This is a genomic window from Polyangium sp. 15x6 (assembly GCF_029960785.1).
Lineage (GTDB): Bacteria > Myxococcota_A > Polyangia > Polyangiales > Polyangiaceae > Polyangium.
On record NZ_JASBQE010000091.1, the window covers coordinates 19,538 to 40,838 of the forward strand.

The 21,301-nt window shown below is 70.1% G+C and carries 18 protein-coding genes; 15 read left to right on the forward strand and 3 right to left on the reverse strand.

Annotated features, from left to right (window positions below; all coding sequences use genetic code 11):
- Window positions 1–21: 21 nt before the first annotated feature.
- A complete protein-coding gene (lpxC, locus tag QHF83_RS41265; RefSeq protein WP_282423592.1) occupies window positions 22–855 on the reverse strand; it encodes a UDP-3-O-acyl-N-acetylglucosamine deacetylase in 834 nt (277 codons plus the stop codon).
- A 145-nt stretch (window positions 856–1,000) separates the two neighbouring features.
- Here lpxC and QHF83_RS41270 point away from each other — a divergent pair, with 145 nt between their 5' ends.
- Together QHF83_RS41270 and QHF83_RS41275 are read left to right on the forward strand one after the other, a co-directional pair.
- A complete protein-coding gene (locus QHF83_RS41270) occupies window positions 1,001–1,951 on the forward strand; it encodes a diacylglycerol kinase family protein (protein WP_282423593.1) in 951 nt (316 codons plus the stop codon).
- A gap of 63 nt (window positions 1,952–2,014) precedes the next feature.
- Window positions 2,015–3,223 (forward strand): 2-dehydropantoate 2-reductase, encoded by a 1,209-nt coding sequence (locus QHF83_RS41275; RefSeq protein WP_282423594.1) that lies wholly within the window; start codon window positions 2,015–2,017, stop codon window positions 3,221–3,223.
- Here the strand turns inward: QHF83_RS41275 and QHF83_RS41280 are convergent.
- Together QHF83_RS41280 and QHF83_RS41285 are read right to left on the reverse strand one after the other, a co-directional pair.
- Complete coding sequence (locus QHF83_RS41280; RefSeq protein ID WP_282423595.1) at window positions 3,218–4,816, reverse strand: hypothetical protein; 1,599 nt, start codon at window positions 4,814–4,816, stop codon at window positions 3,218–3,220. The genes QHF83_RS41275 and QHF83_RS41280 overlap by 6 nt on opposite strands.
- A gap of 201 nt (window positions 4,817–5,017) precedes the next feature.
- Window positions 5,018–5,164 carry a hypothetical protein gene (locus tag QHF83_RS41285; RefSeq protein ID WP_282423596.1) on the reverse strand — a complete coding sequence of 49 codons (147 nt, stop codon included), beginning with the start codon at window positions 5,162–5,164 and terminating at the stop codon, window positions 5,018–5,020.
- A gap of 84 nt (window positions 5,165–5,248) precedes the next feature.
- On the opposite strand from QHF83_RS41285, the gene QHF83_RS41290 reads away from it, so the two are divergent.
- From QHF83_RS41290 to QHF83_RS41350, 13 genes are all read left to right on the forward strand, one after another.
- Window positions 5,249–7,165, forward strand: coding sequence for a hypothetical protein (locus QHF83_RS41290; protein ID WP_282423597.1), 1,917 nt, complete (start codon window positions 5,249–5,251; stop codon window positions 7,163–7,165).
- Between the two features lie 39 nt (window positions 7,166–7,204).
- Entirely contained in the window at window positions 7,205–8,944 is a 1,740-nt protein-coding gene (locus tag QHF83_RS41295; protein WP_282423598.1) for a carbon starvation CstA family protein, read from the forward strand.
- Between the two features lie 238 nt (window positions 8,945–9,182).
- Window positions 9,183–10,808 (forward strand): AgmX/PglI C-terminal domain-containing protein, encoded by a 1,626-nt coding sequence (locus tag QHF83_RS41300; protein WP_282423599.1) that lies wholly within the window; start codon window positions 9,183–9,185, stop codon window positions 10,806–10,808.
- Window positions 10,809–11,021: 213 nt separating this feature from the next.
- Window positions 11,022–11,186, forward strand: a complete 165-nt coding sequence (locus QHF83_RS41305) for a hypothetical protein (RefSeq protein WP_282423600.1) — start codon at window positions 11,022–11,024, stop codon at window positions 11,184–11,186.
- An 87-nt stretch (window positions 11,187–11,273) separates the two neighbouring features.
- A complete protein-coding gene (locus tag QHF83_RS41310) occupies window positions 11,274–12,482 on the forward strand; it encodes an AgmX/PglI C-terminal domain-containing protein (RefSeq protein WP_282423601.1) in 1,209 nt (402 codons plus the stop codon).
- A 33-nt stretch (window positions 12,483–12,515) separates the two neighbouring features.
- Window positions 12,516–13,517, forward strand: a complete 1,002-nt coding sequence (locus QHF83_RS41315; RefSeq protein ID WP_282423602.1) for an asparaginase — start codon at window positions 12,516–12,518, stop codon at window positions 13,515–13,517.
- On the forward strand, window positions 13,514–14,467 hold the full coding sequence (locus tag QHF83_RS41320; RefSeq protein ID WP_282423603.1) for a DMT family transporter: 954 nt from the start codon (window positions 13,514–13,516) through the stop codon (window positions 14,465–14,467). Before QHF83_RS41315 ends, QHF83_RS41320 begins: the two co-directional genes overlap by 4 nt.
- Window positions 14,468–14,542: 75 nt before the next feature.
- Window positions 14,543–17,077 carry a glycosyltransferase gene (locus QHF83_RS41325; RefSeq protein WP_282423604.1) on the forward strand — a complete coding sequence of 845 codons (2,535 nt, stop codon included), beginning with the start codon at window positions 14,543–14,545 and terminating at the stop codon, window positions 17,075–17,077.
- A 112-nt stretch (window positions 17,078–17,189) separates the two neighbouring features.
- Complete coding sequence (locus QHF83_RS41330; RefSeq protein WP_282423605.1) at window positions 17,190–17,852, forward strand: ClpXP protease specificity-enhancing factor SspB; 663 nt, start codon at window positions 17,190–17,192, stop codon at window positions 17,850–17,852.
- A gap of 58 nt (window positions 17,853–17,910) precedes the next feature.
- On the forward strand, window positions 17,911–19,143 hold the full coding sequence (locus tag QHF83_RS41335; protein ID WP_282423606.1) for a branched-chain amino acid ABC transporter permease: 1,233 nt from the start codon (window positions 17,911–17,913) through the stop codon (window positions 19,141–19,143).
- Window positions 19,140–19,952 carry an ABC transporter ATP-binding protein gene (locus QHF83_RS41340; protein WP_282423607.1) on the forward strand — a complete coding sequence of 271 codons (813 nt, stop codon included), beginning with the start codon at window positions 19,140–19,142 and terminating at the stop codon, window positions 19,950–19,952. Before QHF83_RS41335 ends, QHF83_RS41340 begins: the two co-directional genes overlap by 4 nt.
- Window positions 19,949–20,707, forward strand: a complete 759-nt coding sequence (locus tag QHF83_RS41345) for an ABC transporter ATP-binding protein (protein ID WP_282423608.1) — start codon at window positions 19,949–19,951, stop codon at window positions 20,705–20,707. The genes QHF83_RS41340 and QHF83_RS41345 overlap by 4 nt, the downstream gene beginning before the upstream one ends.
- A 152-nt stretch (window positions 20,708–20,859) precedes the next feature.
- Window positions 20,860–21,225 (forward strand): response regulator, encoded by a 366-nt coding sequence (locus QHF83_RS41350; protein WP_282423609.1) that lies wholly within the window; start codon window positions 20,860–20,862, stop codon window positions 21,223–21,225.
- Window positions 21,226–21,301: the final 76 nt, after the last annotated feature.

Sequence of the window (21,301 nt, forward strand, 5' to 3'; positions counted from 1 at the left end):
CGTCCAGGACGCGAGGTTCGGTCACGCCCCTTCGGAGAGCCGGCTCGCCAGCCGCACGTGGAGCGCGTGCCCCGCCTTGAACGCGAGGTAATGCGCTCGCGGCAGCGGATCCAGGAGCGAAAGATCTCCGATGAAATCCAGGAGCTTGTGGCGCGCGGGCTCATCGTGGAAGCGCAGCGGCCCGTTCAGCCATTTGGCCTCGTCGCAGACGATGCCCGCATCGAGGCTCGCCCCCGCGAGCAGGCCCCGCGCCCGCATCGCCTCGACGTCGGAGACCACCCCGAACGTCCGCGCCGGCGCCACCTGCGTGAGGAATCGCTCGGGCGAGGCCACGAACGAGGCCCATTGCTCGCCGATCGGCGCCGCGTCGAACGCGATTCCACAGGAAAAACGTAATTCCGAGGAAGGGATCGCCGCGACGAACGCGTCGCCGCTCGAAGGCACCCAGATCGGCGCTTCCAGCACCGTTTGCAGCCGCGGCGCGTACGCCGCCGAGAGCCCGACGCGCGCGATCGCCTCGGCCCACGGCAGCGCCGAACCGTCGAGGATCGGCACCTCGGGCCCCGTGAGCTCGATACACGCGTCGTCCACGCCCATCCCCGCGAGCGCGGCCAGCAAATGCTCCGGCGTGCGTACCTGCGCCTCGCCATTCGCGAGCGTCGTCGAGCGTGTCGTATCGACGACGAACGCCGCGCGGGCGCGGATCACGGGCTCGCCTGGCAGATCCTTCCGCACGAAGAAGCGCCCTTCGCCCGCCGCGACGGGGCGGATTCGCGCTTCCACGTGCTCGCCCGTGTGCAGGCCTCGCCCCGCGAGCACGACATCCTCGGCGACGGTTTTTCGCTTTTCGACCATTGTTCGTTCGTGGGGCTCGTGTCTTCGGCGCGTCATCGTCCACCGGCGGGAGGCGCGAAAAACATTTCGCGGCGCGCCCGAGAGTGGAGAACGAGGCCGGTTCGATCTTGTGGCGCGCGGTCATGTCGTGGCAAGGGTTAGGTCGATGAAGCCGCTTCTCATCGTGAACCCCCAGTCGGCGGGAGGAAAGACGGGCGCGCTCTTCGAGAAGATGCGCGGTCCGATCGAGCGTCACCTCGGGAACGTCGACGTCGTGTTCACCGAACGTTCCCGGCACGCGGTCGACATCGCGCGAGAGGCGGCGAACGAGGGGCGGGAGATGGTGGTCTCCGTCGGCGGCGACGGCTCGATCCACGAGGTCGTCTGCGGGCTCATGGAGGCGCGCGACGCGGGCAAGAAGCTCCCGAAGTTCGGCATCATCGGCGCCGGCACCGGCGGCGACTACCGGCGCACGCTCGGCTTCGAGAACCGCCTCGATCGTTATTGCGAGGCCATCGCCGAGGGCAAGACGCGCGCGGTGGACATCGGACGATTCTCCTACGCGACGCACACGGGCGAGCGGAAAAGTTCTTTCTTCGTGAACATCCTCTCCGTCGGCATGAGCGGGCTCGTCGATCAGCTCGTGGCCGAGTCGACGCGCACGCTCGGCGGCACGATGGCGTATTTCACGTCCTCGGTGAAAGGCCTCGCGCGGAGCGTCGTGGGCCGCGTCAAATGCACGATATGGCGGGAGGACGGCTCGCGCGAGGAGACGATCGAGACCCGCTGCATGGCGATCTGCAACGGCCGGTACTTCGGCAGCGGCATGCAGGTCGCGCCGATGGCGCACCCGGACGACGGGCTCTTCGACATCGTCGACCTCGGCGCCGCCTCGCGGCTGCGTTTTTTCATGGTCTCGTCGCGCATGTACACCGGCACGCACGTGCACTCGCTCGACGTGAAGCACTACCGCTGCGAGCGCATCCAATTGGAACTTTTGAACGAGGACGTCGCCGATCGCTTCCTGCTCGACGTCGACGGCGAGCCGCTCGGTCGCTTGCCTTTGGAGATCGAGATGGTGCCCGGCGCCATCGAGGTCCTCGTCCCGAAACAATAATGCGCTGCGGCATTGCGGAATGGGCTCGCGTCGCCCGCCATTCGATGTAGAATCGAACGTCCCATGAGCCAAGACGGCGTCTCGAGCGGCGCGCGCTCCTCTGGACCGCGCTTTCTGGTCGTTGGATGCGGCGGTATCGGTGGCCTCGTGGCCGCGCACCTGTTCGCAGGTGGGCACGACGTCACGGCGCTGACCACGAATACACGGATCGCGGACGCGATCAATACGAAAGGCCTGCGCGTCCTCGGCGAGAACAGCCCCGGCACGGTGCGCGGGCGGGCGCTCACGGAGCTTTCGTCGGGCACCGAGCCGTACGATTACATCCTGCTCGCCACGCAGCCGCCACAGGTGGAAGAAGCCGCTCGTGGCGTATTGCCGTTCCTCGCGGAGACGGGCGCGATGGTGACGTTCCAGAACGGCCTCTGCGAGCCACGCCTCGCGCGGATCGCGGGCCCGGACCGCGTGCTCGGCGGCGTCGTCGCGTGGGGCGCGTCGATGGTCGAGCCCGGCGTGTACGAACGCACGTCGCCCGGGGGATTCGTCCTCGGACGCATGGACGGGCAGCCGGACGACAGGCTGTATCCGCTGGCGAAGGCGCTCTCCTCCATCGGCGAGACGATCATCACGGACAACCTCGCCGGCGCGCGCTGGTCGAAGCTCGCGATCAACTGCGCGATCAGCTCGCTCGGCGCGCTCGGCGGCGACAGGCTCGGCGCGCTCTTGCGCCATCGCTTCATCCGGCGGCTCACGCTGGAAATCATGACCGAGGTCGTGCTCGTGGCGCGCGCCTCGGGCGTGAAGCTGCAAAAGGTCTCGGGCACGCTCGATCTCGACTGGATCGCGCTCTCCGACGCCGATCGGATGGCCGTCGCCTCGCCCTCGCTCTTCGCGAAGCACGCCATTTTGCTCGCGGTGGGCACGCGCTTCCGCAAGATGCGCTCGTCGATGCTCGCCGCGATCGAGCGCGGCCGGCCGCCCGCCGTGGATTTCTTGAACGGTGAAATCACGAGCCGCGGCCTCTCGCTCGGCATCGCGACGCCCATCAATGCGGCCATCCAGGCCGAGGTGCACGCGCTCGCCGCGAACAAGACGCCGCCGTCGCTCGGGCTTTGCCGCGCGCTTTACGAGCGGACGCGTTCGCTCGTGAATGCGCCGTTCTCGATCCCGCCGCCCCCCGCGGAGGCGGATCCGGCCGCGCTCGACCCGGAGATCCCGCCGCCGCCCCGCAAGGCGACGGCGTCTCGTATCTCTTCCTCGTCGCTCGAACTATGACGTGACGCCGAGCAGACGCTCGGCGGCCGGATAGATCGGACGGATATCCACGGGGATATCCCCGAGCTTGCCGAGCGCGCGCGCGAGCGGCTCGCTCATCACGCCGTATTTCGACAGCATCGCCCGCGCGCCTTCCTTGTCGCCGCGGGCCTGCACGAGGAGGATCTCGCCGAGCAGCGCCCGGATCGCGCCGGGCATCTTTTCGTGATCGATCGAGAAGGGCCCGCTCGACGTATCTTCGCGGATCACGCCTTTCTCCATCAGCCAGTGGAGCTGCAGCGCCGTCCCTTTGCCGTGTGCCTCCTCGATGCCGAAGCGCGTCGCGCGGAACATGCCGGCGAGGAACGTGGAGAAGAGCGCGGAGCGCCCCTCCGCGGCCAGGACCCCGCGATCCATCAAAAAGAGGATGTTGTAGATCCCCATCACGTCCGCCTTCGCCTCCTCGAACGGCGAATGCAGCTCCTCGAGCCGCAGCCGCACCTCGGCCTTTGTCCCGTCCACGACGATCCGGCCCGGCCCGAGGCCGTGCGACAGCTCGTGCAAAAGCGTGTGATGGAAGAACGCGTCCGCCGAGAGGCGCGCGAGCTCCTCGGCCGCGAGGACCCGCGCCGCGATCGGCTTCAGGATCCCCTCGAATTTGGCCTTCATCACGTTGCGGAGCAAAACGTTCTTGCTGCCCTTCGCCTCGCGCACCCGCTCGTCGTTGGGCAGGTTGAACGCGAGCGTCTGCACGCCCGCCCTCGTATCGCCGGCCGAATACACGAGGTCGGCCACGCGAATCGGCGAATCGGTGCCGCGGTTCGGGTTCTTGTGCTCGTCCGGGATCGGGAGGTTTTGCTCCATCGCCGGAAGCTCCGACTTCAATCGCGCGAGCGTGCTGCTCGCCGACGGATCGATCACGGTCACGAACGAGGTGAACGCGGCCTTGTACCCGAAGAGCCGATCTTCGTAGGTCTCGTACGGGCCGATCGTGACCTCCACGCGGCTCTCCATGTCCATCCAGGCGAGGTCACTCTCGTAATACTCGTCCGCCCCGAGCGCCTTCACCACGGCGCCGAGATACCGCGCGAGCCCCGCGTCCTTCGTCGCCGCCGCGGCCTTTCCGAGCTCCGCGACCACGGGCTCGAGAAGCGACCGGAACGCCGTCGAATACGGGATCGTGACGAGCCCTTTTTCTCCGCGCCGGACGAGCGTGTAGAGGCTCCGGAGCGCGTCGGCCTCGGCCGGATGCGCGGCGATCCACGCCTCGAACTCGTCCTTCGTCATGTCGACCGGGTAATACCCCGCGCCCGGCGGCCGGAGCATTCCACCCACGAACGGCTCCTGATCGAGCCGATCCCAGGGCCCGGCCGAGAGGTCGAAATACGAGAGCGCGTCCTTCGCGAGCGGCGACGACTCCTTCGTGAGCTCCGCGCGCATCTCCGGCGCCTTCGCGAACGATTGCCGCAGGAAGATCGCGTCGATCGGCAGGGACGCGCGGACGAGGTGCAGGAGGACCTCGCGCTCGTCCGGCGCGAGCGCGTCGAGGTCGGCGTCGATGGGCGTGGGTACGAAGCGCGCGAGGCGCGCCGAAACGTCGGGCAGGATGTGCATGGCTCCGGCGGGGAGATGTAGTCGGAGCAAGAGGCCTTGGCGAGGTCCATCCTCGCGTGCTGGATCTCGGCCTCGCACTCCGGCCCGATCGAGCTCGCCTCCTCGTAATGGTCCCCGACCACCTGGCGCGGCATTCGTCCCGGCCGTGTTTTCGCCGCGCGTCAAAATGGGCGACGCCGCGGCGCGTTCATCTCTCGGTCATTAACGCGACCACTGCGACGGCTGCTGATTGTTTTGCCGCGCCGCGCAGCCGCAGCCCGGATCGGCTGCGGGAGGCCGTGCCCGCTGCGAGGAGCAGCCTGCGACGAGGGCCGAGAGCGCGACGAGAGCGAGGAGGAAGTGGCGCATGCCCGCATCGTTTCCGAGCCGATGCGGCAGGTCAAGCGCCCGCGCTTTTCTCGGGGTGCGCTTCGGCGATAGCCTGCGTTGCGCATGGGACGAAACCTCGGGCCCCGCATCCGCCGCGTGGTCCTCTCCAAGGAAGGCCTCGCCCACGTCGAGCGACGCGGCAGCGCGGACGGCAGCTTCGAGCTCCCCTTCGGTCGCGCCGAGCTCGGCGAGGTTCTCCGATCGCTCGTCGTCTGGGTGGAGCGCGGCGAGGGCCGAACGACGGCGCTCGCCTTCGACGCGCCCGAAGACCCGGACGCCGCGCTCGCCGAGCGAAAGTTGCGCTTCGAGCCAGGGACGACGCTGCGCGGCATCGTGCACGCGGCGCGGGGTCGGCGCGTGCGGGTCTCCGGCGGCGACGGGCCCATCGAGGGCGAGGTCCTCGGCTTCGAAGAGTCGACGGGCGGGCAAGGGCCACGCAGGTGGCTGCTCCTGCGCACGGGAGCCGGGCAGATCGAGGTCGTCGACATGGCGTCCGTGCGGCAGATCGAGCTCGCCGATCCCGCGCTGCAAGGGAGCCTCGACGTGCTCGTGAGTCGCGGGCGCGCCTCCGCAGGCGGAGACGGTCGCGCGGTGCGCGTGGGCCTCGCGGGTCGTGTGGAGGACGTGCGCGTGCTCTACGTCGTGCCCGCCGCTCCGTTTCAGCTCTCGTACAGGCTCGCGCTCGCGGGCGCGGAGGCGCGGCTCTTCGCGTTCGCGCTCGTGCAGAACCCGCTCGACGAGGACCTCGAAGACGTGGAGCTCGTGCTGTCGAGCGCGCAGGCGGCCGCGGCGTCGAGCGACTCGTACGGGCGCGGCGATCGACGGAGCGACGACGAGATCGAGAACGCGACGAAGCTCGAGCGCACGCGCAGGGCGCACGGCCAGCCGGCCACGATTCGCGCCGCGGCGCCGCTCGGAACGCTCGTCGCGCTCGCCGGGCGCGCGCCGGACCGCATCGACGAAGCCGACACGATGGACACCGAGCAGGCCGCGGCCGAGCTCGCCGCCGTCGCCGCCGCCGAGCCGAGGGAGTGGGCCGCCGAGGGCCCGGTCTCCATCCCGCGCCGCGGCGCCGCGATGATCCCCGTGCTCGCCGCGGGCGTCCGCGTGCGCAGGGAGCGCATCTTCCGCGAGGGCGCGGGGCCGAGCCCCGACCTCGTGCTCTGCTTCGACAACGACACCGGCGTGCGCCTCGACGAGGGCCGGTGCGCCGTCTACGACGAGGGCCGTTACGTCGGCGAATCCGCGATCGGGGCTGCTACGCGCGGCGCGCTCGTGCGTGTCTCCTTCACGAAGGACCCGCGCGTTCGTTGCCACCGCACGAGCCGCAAGGACACGACCTTCGCGGGCCTCGCCTTCGAGGCGGGCGGCCTCCTCGAGCAGCGGCGCGTCGAGGAGCGCCACGCCTACGGCGTGCGCAGCGATCACTCGACTGCCGTGGATGTCGTGATCGAGATCCCGCGCAAGGAAGGCCGCACCCTCACGGCCGAGGGCCTCACGCCCCTCGCCGAGACGCCGCGCGTCACGCGCTTCCGCGTCGAGGTCCCGCCGCGCGGCGAGGCGACGATCGAGGTGCGCGAGGTGTGGACCGAGTCGACGCGCCTCGCCTACGAGTCGATCGAGCCCGGGCAGATCGAGACCTGGCGCGCCTCCGGGCGGGTCGACGTTTCGCGGCTCGACGTGCTCTCCGAGCTTTCCCGCAACGTCGAGGAAGCGACGCGGTTCGAGGCCGAGCGGATGCGCCTCGATCGTGACCTCGTCGAGGTCTACACCCGGCACGGAAAGATCGCCGAGCAGCTCGCCGTGCTGCGCGACGCGGGGCCGGAGGGGGCGCTGCGCGCGCGGTACGTGAGCGAGCTCGACGCCATGCAGCAGCGCATCGGCCCGATGGAGACGGAGATGCGCAGGCTCCGGGACGAGGCCGATGCGCGCAGGCGTGGTGCGGAGCGAGCGCTCGCGAGCCTCGCGCGGAGCTCGTAACGCGCTTCGACGAACGCGGCGTGGCCTTATACTCGCCGCGTGCTGCCCCTGCTCGCGCTCGGCGTCATCGTCGTCCTCACCGTCGGCTACTTCTCCTACGGCCGCCTCATCGCGCGGAACTACGCGCTCGACGACAGCACCGAGACGCCTGCGGTGCGCCGCGCGGACGGCGAGGACTTCGTGCCGACGAAGCCCTTCTACTTGCTCGGCCAGCACTTCAGCGCGATCGCCGCGGCCGGCCCCATCGCGGGCCCGATCCTCGCGGCGCAGATGTTCGGCTGGGTGCCGTGCGTGCTCTGGATCGGCTTCGGCGTGATCTTCATCGGCGCCGTGCACGATTTTTCCGCCCTCGTGGCGAGCGTGCGCCACGAGGGCGAGAGCGTGGCCGAGATCGTCCGGCGGCAGCTCGGCCGTCGCGCCTGGCTGCTCATCCTCACGTTCATCTGGCTCGCGCTCATCTACGTGATCGTGGCCTTCGCCGACATCACGGCGAGCACGTTCGTCGGCAAGACCGAGGAGTTCGAGGGCGGCAAGTACAGCTTCAACCCGGGCGGCGCTGTCGCCGCCGCGAGCACGATGTACCTCGGCCTCTCGGTCCTGATGGGCCTCATCGACCGGCGCTTGAAGCCCCCGCTCTGGCTCACCACGATCATCTTCGTGCCCGCGACGCTCGGCGTCGTCTGGCTCGGCACCAAGATCTCCACCTCGTTCGTGCTCCCCTTCGAGAACCCGCAGCGCGCGTGGGGCCTCGGCATCCTCGTCTACTGCTTCGTCGCCTCGCTCCTGCCCGTGTGGCTGCTCCTTCAGCCGCGTGGCTACCTCGGCGGATTCGTCCTCTACCTCGCGCTCGCCGTCGGCACGATCGGCCTCTTCTTCGGCGGCCTGCGTTATCCCGGCGAGTTCGACATCCGCATGCCGGCCTTCAAGACCTTCGACGCCGGCGGCCCCTTCGGCGGGCTCTTCCCGTTCCTCTTCGTGACCATCGCGTGTGGCGCCTGCTCGGGCTTCCATGGCCTCGTCTGCTCGGGCACGACCTCGAAGCAGATCGCCAAGGAGTCGCACACGCACCCCGTCGGCTACGGCGCGATGCTGCTCGAAGCCTTCGTCGCCATCATCGCGCTGACCACGGTCATCACGCTCGCGCCCGAAGGAAAGCTCCCCGGCCCCGGCAAGATCTACGGCGACGGCGTCGGTCGCTTCATGACCGTCATCCTCGGCAAGGAGCACTTCCTCTTCGCGGCCACGTTCGGCGCGATGGCCTTCTCCACCTTCGTCTTCGACACGCTCGACGTCTCCACGCGCCTCGGCCGTTACGTCCTCGAGGAGCTCTTCGGCTGGAGCAAGAAGCGCAAGGCGGGCGCGATCGCCACGGCGCTCACCTTGGTCCCGCCCGCGTACTTCGTCGCGACGGCGCGCCCGCCCGCGCCCGGCGTGCGGCCCGCCTACCTCGATTTCTGGACGCTCTTCGGCACGAGCAACCAGCTCCTTGCCGCGCTCACGCTCCTCGCCGTCACCGTCTGGCTCCACCGCGAGAAGCGCCGCATCTGGTACACGGCCGTGCCCATGGTCTTCGTCATGACCGTGACCCTCTGGGCGCTCATCGCCCAGATCCGCCACGCCTTCGGCTCCTTCCGCCAGGGCGGCTTCACCCTGAACACGGCGACGATGAACGGCATCGTCGGCGTCCTGCTCGTCGGCCTCGCGATCGCGCTCCTCGTCGAGTCGGGAAGAGCCCTCCTCGGCCGTGCCCCGGTTCCGGCCGAGACGCGCGCCGGTTGAGCCCCCGGGCGCCCCGATTCCCCTGCGATCCCCGCTGTTTCGGGGTCATGTCGCTTTTCTGGAACCCGCCCCCGATCTTGCTGTCGTTAGGTACGTGGACGCGATGCTGAACGCCGGATGAGACGCGCGGTTGCCCTGGAGAGGGCGCCCGACGAGTCGCCCGCGTAGCAGAGCTTCACCGGAAACACGGCAAGAGCAATCCCCGCCGATGCGCGGAGGAAATCAGGAGAGGTTTGTCATGGATCATCGCAACGAGAAGAAGCCGGCACTCGACTCGAACAACCCGTTCGTCGCCAAGGCGCCCGTGGATCTTTTCGGCGCGACCCAGGCGCGCCCCTTCGATCCCCGCGCTCTCTTCGCCGACAAGGCGAGCGAGCCCGAGACCGTGGCTGCTGACGCGCCCGAGGGTTCGTACACGTACGCGCTCCTCAAGAGCGGCCCCGAGGTCCCGGCCGAGGAGTGCGAGCGCGCGGACGAGGCGATCGAGATCATGATCCTCTGGGGCGACTCGATCCTCCACGTCGCGCACCTCTCGCCGGTTCGTCCGTTCCACGTCGGCGAGGAGAACGCGGACTTCGTGATCCCGGCCGGCACGCTCGGCGCTTCGCGGCTCCCGGTCGTGCTCGTGGGCGCGGATGGCAAGGCGCGCGTGGTGGTGCCTGCGACGGCGAAGGCCTCGATCGAGACCGAGGGCCGGCGCGCGTTGGTCGACGCGACGAACGCGATGCCGTGTGCGGAGCTCGCGGGCAGCGTCGAGGTCGCGCTCTCGCTCGGCGCGCGGGTGAAGGTGGAGATCGGCGGGCTCACGATGCAGGTCGCGAGCGTGAAGGCGGGCCGCAAGGTCAAGGGCGGCGCGGTGGCGATGCAGGGCAAGGGTCTTTCCTGGCACGGCGTCTCCCTCGCGGTGCACGCGGGTTTGCTCGCGGCGGCCGCGTTCTTCCTCCCGCCCCTCGGCGTGACGGACGAGGGCGAGATCTCGGACGAGGACCGGTACTTCATTCAGCACGCGCTCGACGTGAACGCGGAGCGCGACGAGGAGAAGAAGGAGACGCCCGAGCTCGCCGAGAACACCGAGAAGGCCCCCGGCGGCAGCTCCGGCGCGCGTGCGCAGGACAGCGAGGGCAAGATGGGCAGCACGACGAGCCGGAAGAGCGACGGTCGGTTTGCGCTCGCCGGGGACAAGAACAACACGGACCCGCAGATCGCGCGGCACGCCGCGGTCGACGAGGCGCGCAACTTCGGCATGATCGGGCTGCTCAACGTGATGAACGGCGGCGACCCGAACGCCGTCACGGCGAAGTGGGGCGGCGACACCTCGTTCGGCAGCGACGATCGGAGCGCCCTCGGTAACATGTGGGGCTCGTCGATCGACGACGCCGCGGGTTCGGGTGGGCTCGGTCTGACGGCGAACGAGGAGGGTGGTGGTGGCAAGGGTGAGGGCATCGGGCTCGATCGCATCAACACGATCGGCGTGAACCTCGGCGGGCCTGGCGGCTTCAACCGTCAGCTCAAGCCGAAGGGCCACAAGACGAGCGCGCCGATCATGCGTCCGCAGGGCGTCTCGTCGAGTGGTCGTCTCCCGGCCGAGATCATCCAGCGGACCGTGCGGCAGAACTTCGGTCGCTTCCGGTTCTGCTACGAGCAGGGCCTGCGGACGAACCCGAACCTCCAGGGCCGCGTGGCCGTGCGGTTCGTGATCGGTCGCGACGGCAGCGTCTCGCAGGTGTCGAACGGCGGGTCGGATCTGCCCGACCAGAACGCGGTCTCCTGCGTGGTCCGCTCGTTCTACGGGATGAGCTTCCCGGCGCCGGAGGACGGGATCGTCACCGTGACGTACCCGATCATGTTCCAGCCCGGCAGCTGATCCCGAACGAACTGCGGTGAACGGAGCGCCGGGGCCACCTCCCCCATGTGGAAGGTGGCCTCGGCGATTTCGTTTTGTGGGTGTCACGTGCGAGCGTCGTCAGCGCCGAGCGGCCGGGGCGCATGCCACGTGTGTCACTCGCCTTCGCCGAGCTGCCGGTGCGCGTGCCACGTGTGTCACTCGCCTTCACCGAGCTGCGGGGGCGAGTACCACGTGCGTCACTCGCCATCGCCGAGCTCCTCGGAGGATCTCCACACGTGGCAGGTGGGCGCGGAGGTCTCCGTCGTCGGGTGTCACGTGTGTGCACGCGCGTTCGAGGACGGGAGCGTCGTCGTGCACGTGTGGGATCCGCTTCCCGCGGTGCCGGGCCTCATGTAGCCTCTTGGAAGGTCCGGCTGGAACGATCGGGAGGGTGACGTGGTCGGTGTGTCCGTGGCCTCCGATCCGCCGGTTCTGGGTGCAAGGGTGAGCGCAGCCTCGGCGCGCGCCGTCGACGTCATCGTGCGGTGGGGAGACGATTGCGTGCTCGCCGCCCGCGAGCTCTCGCCGCCGCGTCCGTTCTTCGTGGGCGAGGAAGAAGGCTGCGACGTCGTGTTGCCCGCGGAGATCACGGGGGCCTCGCGCGTGCCCGTGCTGCTCGCGCGCTGGGACGGCGACGTGCGCGCCGTCGTGCCGAAGGGCGCGCGTGTCGTGTTCGACGGCGAGCGCAAACCGATGACGCCCGCGCGCGCCGTGGCGCGTGGCCTTGCGGAGAGCTCGCGCGCGTACCGCGACGCGGCGGAGATCCCGCTCGGGTCCGGCAGGACGATCGCCGTGCGCATGGGGCCGATCACGATCGAGATCACCGGCAGCGAAGGTGCTCCGCGCGCACCACGCGAGTCCGTGCTGGAGCGTCGCACCGGGCTCTCGCACCTCGCGTCGGTGCTGCTCCATCTGCTCGTCTTCGCGGCCCTTGCCTCGCGGTTCCGGCCCTTCGAGGACGACGACTTCGACGGCGTCACGGACGATCAGAAGTTCTTCATCCAGCAGATGCTCCGCCGCAGCGACGAGCGGGAGATGGAGGGGCTTTACGCCGACGAGATCGCGGGCCTCGAGTACAGAGCGCGGCGGCGGCAACGCAAGGACCGCGCGGAGATGGACCTCGAAGCGGCGTGGATGCGCTCGCTCCAGGCCGCGGGCGAGCGCTGGAGCGCGGAAGAGTTCGCGCGCGCCCGCGCCGGTGAGCCCGAGGACGCCCACGACACCGGCTTGATCGGCCTGCTCTACGATCGCCCTCCGAAGCCGGCCCCGACCGCGGCGCCGGTTTCCTACAACGAATACTTGCAAGCCAAGGCGCGCGACGCGGCGACGCAGACGCGCCCGGGCGCCATGGCTTTGAGCGGCCGGCTACCGCCGGAGGTGGTGCGCCGGATCATCCGGCAAAACTTCGGGCGCTTCCGGCTCTGTTACGAGAACGGCCTGCGGAACAACCCGAACTTGCAGGGGCGCGTCGCCGTGCGGTTCGTGATCGGCGCCGACGGCGCGGTGTCGAACGTCGGCAACGGCGGGTCGGACATGCCCGACGGCGGCGTCGTGTCATGCATCGTGCGCTCCTTCCAAGGCCTGAGCTTTCCGAGGCCCGAGGGCGGGATCGTGACGGTGGTCTACCCCATCATGTTCTCGCCGGGCGGATGAGCCAAACGCCGAACCTTTGCTAGTCTCGCGCCCGTGCGTCTTTTGCTGATCCACACGGGGGGGACGCTCATGATGCGCGGCGGCGATCCGACGCCGCTCGAACCCGACGTGTACACACGCGACCTCGTCGCGGAGCTGCCCGTCCTTCGCAAGCTCGCCGAGATCGAGACGAAGATTCTCTACAACCTCGACTCGGCCGACTTCCAGCCGCACCACTGGGTCGAGCTCGCCGAGACCGTCCACGGCTCGCTCGATCGGTACGACGGCTTCGTCATCGTGCACGGCACCGACACGATGGCCTACACCGCGAGCGCGCTCGCGTTCCTGCTCCCCGGGCTCGATCGTCCGGTGATCCTCACGGGCGCGCAGAAGCCGCTCGCGGACGTGCGCACCGACGCGCGGACGAACCTCGTCGACGCATGTCATCTGGCGACGACGCGTATCCCCGAGGTGGGCATCGCGTTCCACTCGGAGTTGCTCCGCGGCTGCCGCGCGACGAAGCTCGACGCGTGGGGGATGAAGGCCTTCGGCTCGCCCGCGTGCCCGCCGCTCGCGGAGCTCGGCCTCGGCGTGAACCACGCGCCGCACGTGCTTTCGCCACGGCCTTGGGCGTCGTTCGATGGTCGGCTCGAACCGCACGTGCTCGCGGTGCGCACGTTCCCGGGGCTCGATCCGCGGCTGCTCCACGGAGCGCTCGCGGCGGGCGTGAAGGGCATGGTGATCGAGGCGTTCGGCGCGGGGAACGTGCCGCGCCTCGAGAACTCGCTCGTGCCCGTGATCGAGGCGGCGCGCGCGGCGGACGTGCCCGTGGTGATCGTCAGCCAGTCGACGCGCGGGGCCGTGGATCTGACGCGGTATCACGGCGGCGTCGCGGCCGCGCGGGCAGGGGCGATCGGCGCCGGGGACATGACGACCGAGGCCGCGCTGACGAAGCTCATGATCGTGCTCGGTCGCGCCGAGGGTGTGAGCGAGGGCCGCACCTCCGCGGCGCGCGCGGCGTTCGCCGCGTCGTGGGCCGGCGAGATCAGCCTGTGAGCGGCGCGAGCTCGAAGCCCACGGGGCGCGGTCGCGCCGCGCTGTTCGTCACGCTCGCGAGTCTGTCCTTCGCCGTGAGCGCGCCAATGGCCGTGGTGGCGAAGCCGGCGCATCCGCTGTTCCTCGCGTTCGGGCGTGTCCTCCTCGCCTCGCTCCTGCTTTTCGCGTTCGATCCGGCGGGCGTCGTGCGCCACGCGCTCGCGCTGCCGCCCGCGGTGCGCCTGCGCATCCTCGCGTGCGGGGCGCTGCTCGGCGCGCACTTCGCGCTCTTCCAGGTCGGCCTCTTCGCGACCTCGCTGCCCGCGGCCGTCTCGCTCGTCTCGCTCGAGCCGCTCAGCGTGGTCGTCTTCGCGTTCCTCGTGCACGGCGTGCGTCCGACGCGCCGCGAGCAGGTCGGCGTGCTGCTCGCGACCGCGGGGGCCGTGGTGATCGGTCGCGCGGCGGGAACGGGCGAGCACAAGCTCGCGGGGGATCTGTTCGTGCTCGGCGCGGTCTCGCTCTACGGGCTCTACGTGGCGGCCGCGCGCGCGATCAAAGATGCGCTCCCGGCGCGGCATGCGGGCTCGTTGATCTACGGCGTCGCCGCGATCGTGACGTTCGTGGTCCTGCCGCCGCTCGGCGCGCTCGACGGCGTGACGAGCTTGCCCGCGAGGTCGTTCGTCGCCCTCGCGGCGATCGCCGTCGTCCCCACGATCATCGGACACACCTCGGTGCAGGCCGCGGCGCGCACGCTCCCGCCCGCGATCGTGGCGCTCGTGTCGCCGGGCGAGACGCTCGGCGGGCTCGTGATCGGCGCGCTGTTCCTCGACGCCAAACCCACGGGGATGGAGCTCCTCGGCGCGGCCATCATCCTCGCCGGCGTGCTCGTCGCGATCGTCGGACCTGAGCCCAGGACGGACGCGCCACGCGCCGCGGAAGCCCCGGACGCACGCGGGTCGACCCGGGCGTGATCGAGGCCGATTTCACGCGGGATCCAGCACATCCGCGCGCTTGACAGAGTCCTCTCGGAGAGGACGCTCGCTGCGATGTACGCGAGCCTGTTCCAGTCCGTGCTTTTCCCGCTGTACGAGACCCACCTCCGCAGGCGCGGCACGTTGCGCGCGCTCGCCGAGCTCGAACAGTCGCAGTGGCGCACGCCCGAAGAGGTCGCCGAAGACTCGTTCCGACGGCTCCTCGAAGCGCTCCACCACGCCGAGACGAACGTGCCGTTCTACCGTCGTCGCTTCGCGGAGTACGGCGTGCGCGCAAGCCAGGTGAAGGCGCCCGAGGACCTCGCCGCCTTCCCGATCCTCACGAAGGAAGACGTGCGCAAGCATGGAAGCGAGCTCGTCGCCGAGACGCACGTGGGCAAGCTCCACCCGAGCGCGACCGGAGGCTCGACCGGAGAGCCGATGCGCTTCGCCTACGATCATCCGACGTACGAGCGCCGCGTCGCGGGCGCGCTGCGCGCCGACGGCTGGGCCGGCGCCGAGATGGGCGAGAAGGAGCTGCACGTCTGGGGTCGTCCGCCCGGCGAGAAGAAGGGATTCGGCACGACGAAACGCGCGGCGCAGGAGACGCTCTGGCGGCGCAAGTACGTCTCGACGTTCCACCTGCGCGCCGATCGGCTCGCCGAGACGGTGCGCGAGATCGTCGACTACGCGCCGCGCGTGGTGGTCGGTTACACGACGCCGCTCTTCCTGCTCGCGCGCGCCGCGCTGGAGCACGGCATCGAGATCCCGCCGCCCCGCGGCATCATCACCGCAGCGGAAAAACTCTTCGATGCGCAGCGCGAGGTCATCGAGCGCGCGTTCGGGGCGCCGGTCTTCGATCGGTACGGCTGCCGCGAGGTGATGCTGATCGGCGGCGAGTGCGAGCGGCACGAGGGCCTGCACCTGCACGCCGAGGGCGTGTTCGTGGAGCTCTACGGCGGAGGCCGCCCCGTCGCCGTTGGCACGCCCGGCGAGGTGCTCCTCACCGACCTCTACAACCGCGCGATGCCGTTCATCCGCTACCGCAACGACGACGTCGCCGTCGCCAAGGCCGGCGCGTGCGCGTGTGGTCGAGGGCTGCCGCGGCTCGCGTCGGTGGAGGGCCGCGTGCTCGATCTCCTGGTCGGCGAGGACAGCCGCATCGTGGCCGGCGAGATGATCCCGTTCCTGTTCAAGGACCTGCCGGTCGAGCGCTACCAGGTCCACCAGCGGGCCGATCGCACCGTGACGCTGCGCATCGTGCCGGGCCCGAGCTACGGGCCCGAGGTGACGAAGCTCGTCGACGAGCGCCTGCGGCTCGTGCTCGGCCAGAGCGCGCCGCTGAAGGTGGAGATCGTGCGCGACATCCCGCTCACCGCCGCGGGCAAACATCGGGTCACGGTCTCCGAGGTGCCGGTCGATCTCGGCAGCGTGACGATGAAGAAGTCGAACGGGGACAAGCCCGCGGCCTGCGCCCCGGCGCCGAGGCCCCGCACGCGTGTCGCGCACGTGGTGCTCGGGCTTCGAGCAGGCGGCCTCGAGCGCGTGGTGCTCGATCTCGTGCAAGGCATGGACCGCTCGCGCTTCGATCCCATGGTGATCGCGCTCGACGAGCCGGGCGAGCTCGCGCCGCGCCTCGCGCCGATCGACGTGCCGCTGCGGCTGCTCCGGCGCGGGCAGGGGTTCGATCCGTCCGTGATCGGCGAGCTCGCGGATCTGTTCGGTCGTGAAGGGATCGATCTGGTGCACACGCACAACCCTCGTCCGCACGTGCACGGCGCGCTCGCGGCCCTCGCCGCGCGGCGCGTGACGGGCAAGCGGCCGCGCGTGGTGCACACGAAGCACGGGCGCAACTACCCGGGCGACCTCGGGCGCGTGCTCGCGAACCGCATGGCCTCGGCGCTGTCGGACCGCATCGTGGCCGTGAGCGACGACGCGCGGCGCGTGGCGCTCGAGGTCGAGCACGGCAGCGCCCGGCGGCTCGTGACGATCCGCAACGGCGTGGATACGCGCGCCTACAGGCCCGGCGACGCCGAGCGGGCGAGGCGAGCGCTCGACGTGCCCGCGGACGTGCTCCACGTGGGCTGCGTGGCGCGCCTCTCGGCCGAGAAGGACCACGCCACGCTGATCCAGGCGTTCGCGCGGGTGCGCACGTGCCACCCCGGAGCTCGGCTGACGCTCGTGGGCGAGGGGCCCGAGCGCGCTTCGCTCGAAGCGCTGGTCCAGAAGTTCGGCCTGCACGGCGCGGTGCAGCTCCTCGGCCACCGCGACGACGTGGCCACGCTGCTGCCAGGCTTCGATCTCTTCGCGCTCGCGTCGCGCACGGAGGGCACGAGCCTCACGCTCCTCGAAGCCGCGGCCGCGGGCCTGCCGATCGTGGCCACGCGGGTCGGCGGAAATCCCGAGATCGTGGCGGACGGCGAGACCGGCCTGCTCGTCCCCGCCGGAGAGCCCGCCGCGCTCGCGGACGCGATCGGGAGCCTGTGGGCGCGATCCGATCGCGCAGGCATGGGCCAAGCCGGCCGGGCGCTCGTCGAAACGCGCTACGGCATGGGGAAGATGATCTCCGCCTACGAGACCCTGTACGCCGAGGTCCTGCGCCTCGCTTGAGGCGTTCTGCCCTCGAAAGGCCCGCGCGCCGGCCTCCGAGCGGGCGCGCGCGGCTTTCACTCGCGCATTCCGGGCTTGGCGAGATGCGCGCTTACAGGGTATCGGAAAGGGGATGTCCGACGGTCACCAGAAGCTCCCGCCCAAGAAGGAGGTCGCGCTCGCCCTGCTCGAGGGGCCCAGCATGTTCGTGCACCTCGACCCGCGACGCTCGGGCGTGCTGGTGCCGAAGCGCTTCCTCGACAAGCCGCAGCTCGTCCTGCAAGTCGGGATGAACATGTTCGTCCCGATCCCCGACCTCAAGGTCGACGACGAGGGCATCACCTGCACGCTCTCGTTCGATCGGGCCCCCTTCTGGTGCCGCATGCCCTGGAACGCGATCTACGCGCTCGTCGGCGAAGACGGCCGGGGGATGATGTGGCCGACCGACATCCCGCCCGAGGTGGTGGCGCAGATGCAGGCGCCGCCGCAGCAGGCGAAGGAAGCACAAAGGCCGGCGGCGAAGAGGCCACGCCCCAAGCTCACCGCAGTTTCCGTTTCGCAAGAGGAGCCCGAGTCCAAGCCGCTCGCCGAGGAGCCCGCGCCGGCGCAGGCCGAGTCCGACGAGGAGTCCGCCGCGAAGGAAGGTGCGTCGGGCGAAGCGGCGGCGGCGAGCAGCGCCGAAGAGCCGAAGACCGTGGAAGCGACGGAGTCTCCGCGTCCGGAGGCGGCGCCCGCGCCGGCGCCCGGTCGCAAGCCGCGCCGCGAGCTGCCGCCCTACCTGCGGGTGGTGAAGTAAGAACCCGCGTCGCTCCTGCTTGACCGTGGGAGCCGGTCGCGCGAGTTTTCACCCGCCCATGCCCCCCTCGACGCTGGCAGACGGTGCTCGGACGAGCCGAGCCGCGTCGCCCAACCCCCTCCTGCGCCGCATCCTGGTCACGCTGGCCCTCCTCGGCGCCGTCGTGGGGCTCGAGTTCGCGTTCGACACGCTCGTGCCCGACGTGGCTCTGCAACAGCTCGTGCTGTTCGCCCTGGTCAACGTGGTCGTGGCCCTCTCGCTGAACGTCATCAACGGGATGGCCGGTCAGTTCTCCATCGGCCACGCGGGCTTCGTCGGGATCGGCGCGTACACGGCCGCGATCGTCGCAGGGCACATCCACAAGGCCCTCGGCGTCGACGACATCCTCTTCTCGAACTCGTTCATCGTCATGCCCGCGGCGATCCTCGCGGCGGGCGGCGTGGCCGCGATCTTCGGGTTCGTCGTGGGTCTTCCGAGCCTCCGGCTCCGCGGCGATTACCTCGCGATCGTCACGCTCGGCTTCGCGGAGATCTTCCGGCTCGTCATCGCGACGGCGCAGACGGGCGGCGACGTCGAGGGGCCGATCGCGCAGTTCCTCGCCTACCTCGGCGGGCAGAACGGTTACGCGGGGCCCGATCGCAACGGCGTGCCTCAGTATGCCGGTCCGTTCTGGATCTTCGGCGCGACCGTGGTCGCGGTGATCATCGCGTGGCGGCTCAAGTTCTCGGGCTGGGGTCGCGCGCTCCGGGCGCTGCGCGAGGACGAGATCGCGACGGCGAGCGTGGGCGTCGATCCGACGCGGTACAAGGTGACCTCGTTCGTCATCGCCGCGACCGGGGCCGGCATCGCAGGCGCGATGCTCGCGTCGATGCGCAACGGCAACCCCACCGTGCAGCCCGATCAGTTCACCTTCGCCTACTCGTTCGACGCGATCACGATGGTGATCCTCGGCGGCTCGGGCAGCGTGTCGGGCGCGATCGTGGGCGGCGTGTTCGTCACGTTCACCGTGAAGATGATCGAGCAGCTCCAGCGCTTCGAGTCGGTGCAGGCGCTCCAGGCGGCCTACCCCGCGCTCGACCTCAACGCGCTGCGCATGGTCGTCTACGCCTCCGTGCTGATCGGCCTCATGATCCTGCGCCCCGAGGGCATCTTCGGCGAGCGCGAGATCCTCCGGCGCAAGCCTCGCCAGCGTGTCAGCCACGCCCCGCCCGAGCCTTTGCCGGCGCGCACCGACGTGGAGGCGAATCCCGAGAACGAGACGGGGCCCCTCACCGGAAAGGCGGAGAAGTGAGTGCGCTCGAGCTCCAGGGCGTGACCAAGACCTTCGGCGGCCTGCGCGCCGTCGGAGGCGTGACCTTCAAGGTGCCCGAGCGCTCGATCTTCGGCCTCATCGGCCCGAACGGCGCGGGCAAGACGACGGTCTTCAACCTCGTGACCGGCGTCTACAAGCCGGACTCCGGGTCGATCCGGTTCGACGGCGAGGAGCTCTCGGCGCTGAAGCCCGCGCAGATCGCGCGCCGCGGCGTCGCCCGCACGTTCCAGAACATCCGCCTCTTCGGCCAGCTCACGGTCCTCGAGAACGTGCTCGTCGCCTGCGAGAACCGCCGGCGCTCGGGCCTCTTCTCCGCGCTCCTCCGCTCGCCCTCGTTCTTCCGGGACGAGGCCGAGATGCAGCGCCGCGCGATCGAGCTGCTCGCGATCTTCGACCTCGACAAGCTCGCCGACGAGACCTCGACCTCGCTCTCCTACGGCAACCAGCGGCGGCTCGAGATCGCCCGCGCGATGATGCTCGAGCCGAAGATCCTGCTGCTCGACGAGCCGGCCGCGGGCATGAACTACGGCGAGGCCGAGGGCCTGAAGAAGCAGATCCGCTGGCTGCGTGATCGCTTCGATCTGACGGTCATCCTCGTCGAGCACAACATGCAGGTCGTCATGGGCGTGTGCGAAGAGATCCACGTGCTCGACCACGGCGAGACGATCGCCCACGGCACGCCCGAGGAGATCCGCAAGAACCCGAAGGTCCTCGCCGCGTACCTCGGCGAAGAGACCCCGGATGAGGCCGCGTCCGCTGCCGCGGATCAGGAGGAGGCCGCGACGTGAAGACCGCGCACCCGACGCGAAAGGCCCCGACGGCCGAGACGGGCAAGCCGCTGCTCGTCGTGGAGAACCTCGCCGTCTCGTATGGCGGCATCAAGGCGCTGAAGGGCGTGAGCCTGGAGGTGCGCCGCGGCGAGATCGTCGCGATGATTGGCGCGAACGGCGCGGGCAAGACGACGACGCTGAAGACGATCGTGCGCCTCTTGCCGATCGCCGCGGGCAAGGTCGTCTACGACGGCAAGGACCTCGCGGCTGTGCCGGCCGAGGAGATCGTCGGCGTCGGCATCTCGCTCGTACCCGAGGGCCGCGCGATCTTCCCGAACCTCACGGTGCGCGAGAACCTGGAGATCGGCGCCTGGAACCACAGGAACCGGTCGACGATGGACGAGACGCTCGAGGACGTGGTGCGCCTCTTCCCGCGCCTCGGCGAGCGCATGAAGCAGGAGGGCGGCACGCTCTCCGGTGGTGAGCAGCAGATGCTCGCGATTGGCCGCGCGCTGATGGCCAGGCCTTCCATGCTCCTGCTCGACGAGCCCTCGCTCGGCATCGCGCCGCGGCTCGTCGCGGACATCTTCGAGGCGATCGCCCGCGTCGCGCAGGCCGGGACGACCATCCTGCTCGTCGAGCAGAACACGCGTCTGGCGCTGAAATACAGCATGCGTGCGTACGTGCTCCGCACCGGCGAGATCGCGATGACCGGCGACTCGAAGGCGCTCGCGGCGAACGAAGAGGTCCGCGCGGCGTACCTCGGCGGCTAGCGCTCCCGATCGCGCCCGCTGCGAAATGACGCGGCACGTGATGTGCAATCGCGATCGCACCGCGCTGCCCCGTGCGCCGCGCCGAACCCACGTTCTGCGGGTTCGCCGGTTCTTGGGCCCATCGGCGCGTCTTTTGCTAAGGGCGAACCATCATGGATAACGCATCGATACGCGTCCTGGTCATCGACGAGAACCCCAGGAGCGCCGGTGATCTCGCGTCGTTCCTCTCCGCGCATCATTACGATGTGTCGACCTGCTCTGCCCTGGACGGGGCCCGGAGCGCGGTCTCGTCGCGCAGGCCGCACGTGCTCGTGCTCGCGACGAAGGATCATCCGCACGCCGAGGTCGAGGAGGTGCGCAAGGTGTATCCCCGGCTGCCGCTCGTGCTCCTGACGGAGGAGGCGGGGCAGGAGCTTCTGCTCGACGTCGAGGCGTTCGCCCCCGCCGTTCCTGCCTGCCCCGCGCGCGGCTTGGGCCACATCGAGTCGGCCGTCGAAGCTGCGGCGCACTTTTCCTGACCAGACATCTCGATCCTCGGAAGGGCCCTCGTGTTCGTCGTGGCTCGACGGACACGTAGGTGTGTCCGCGCGCCGC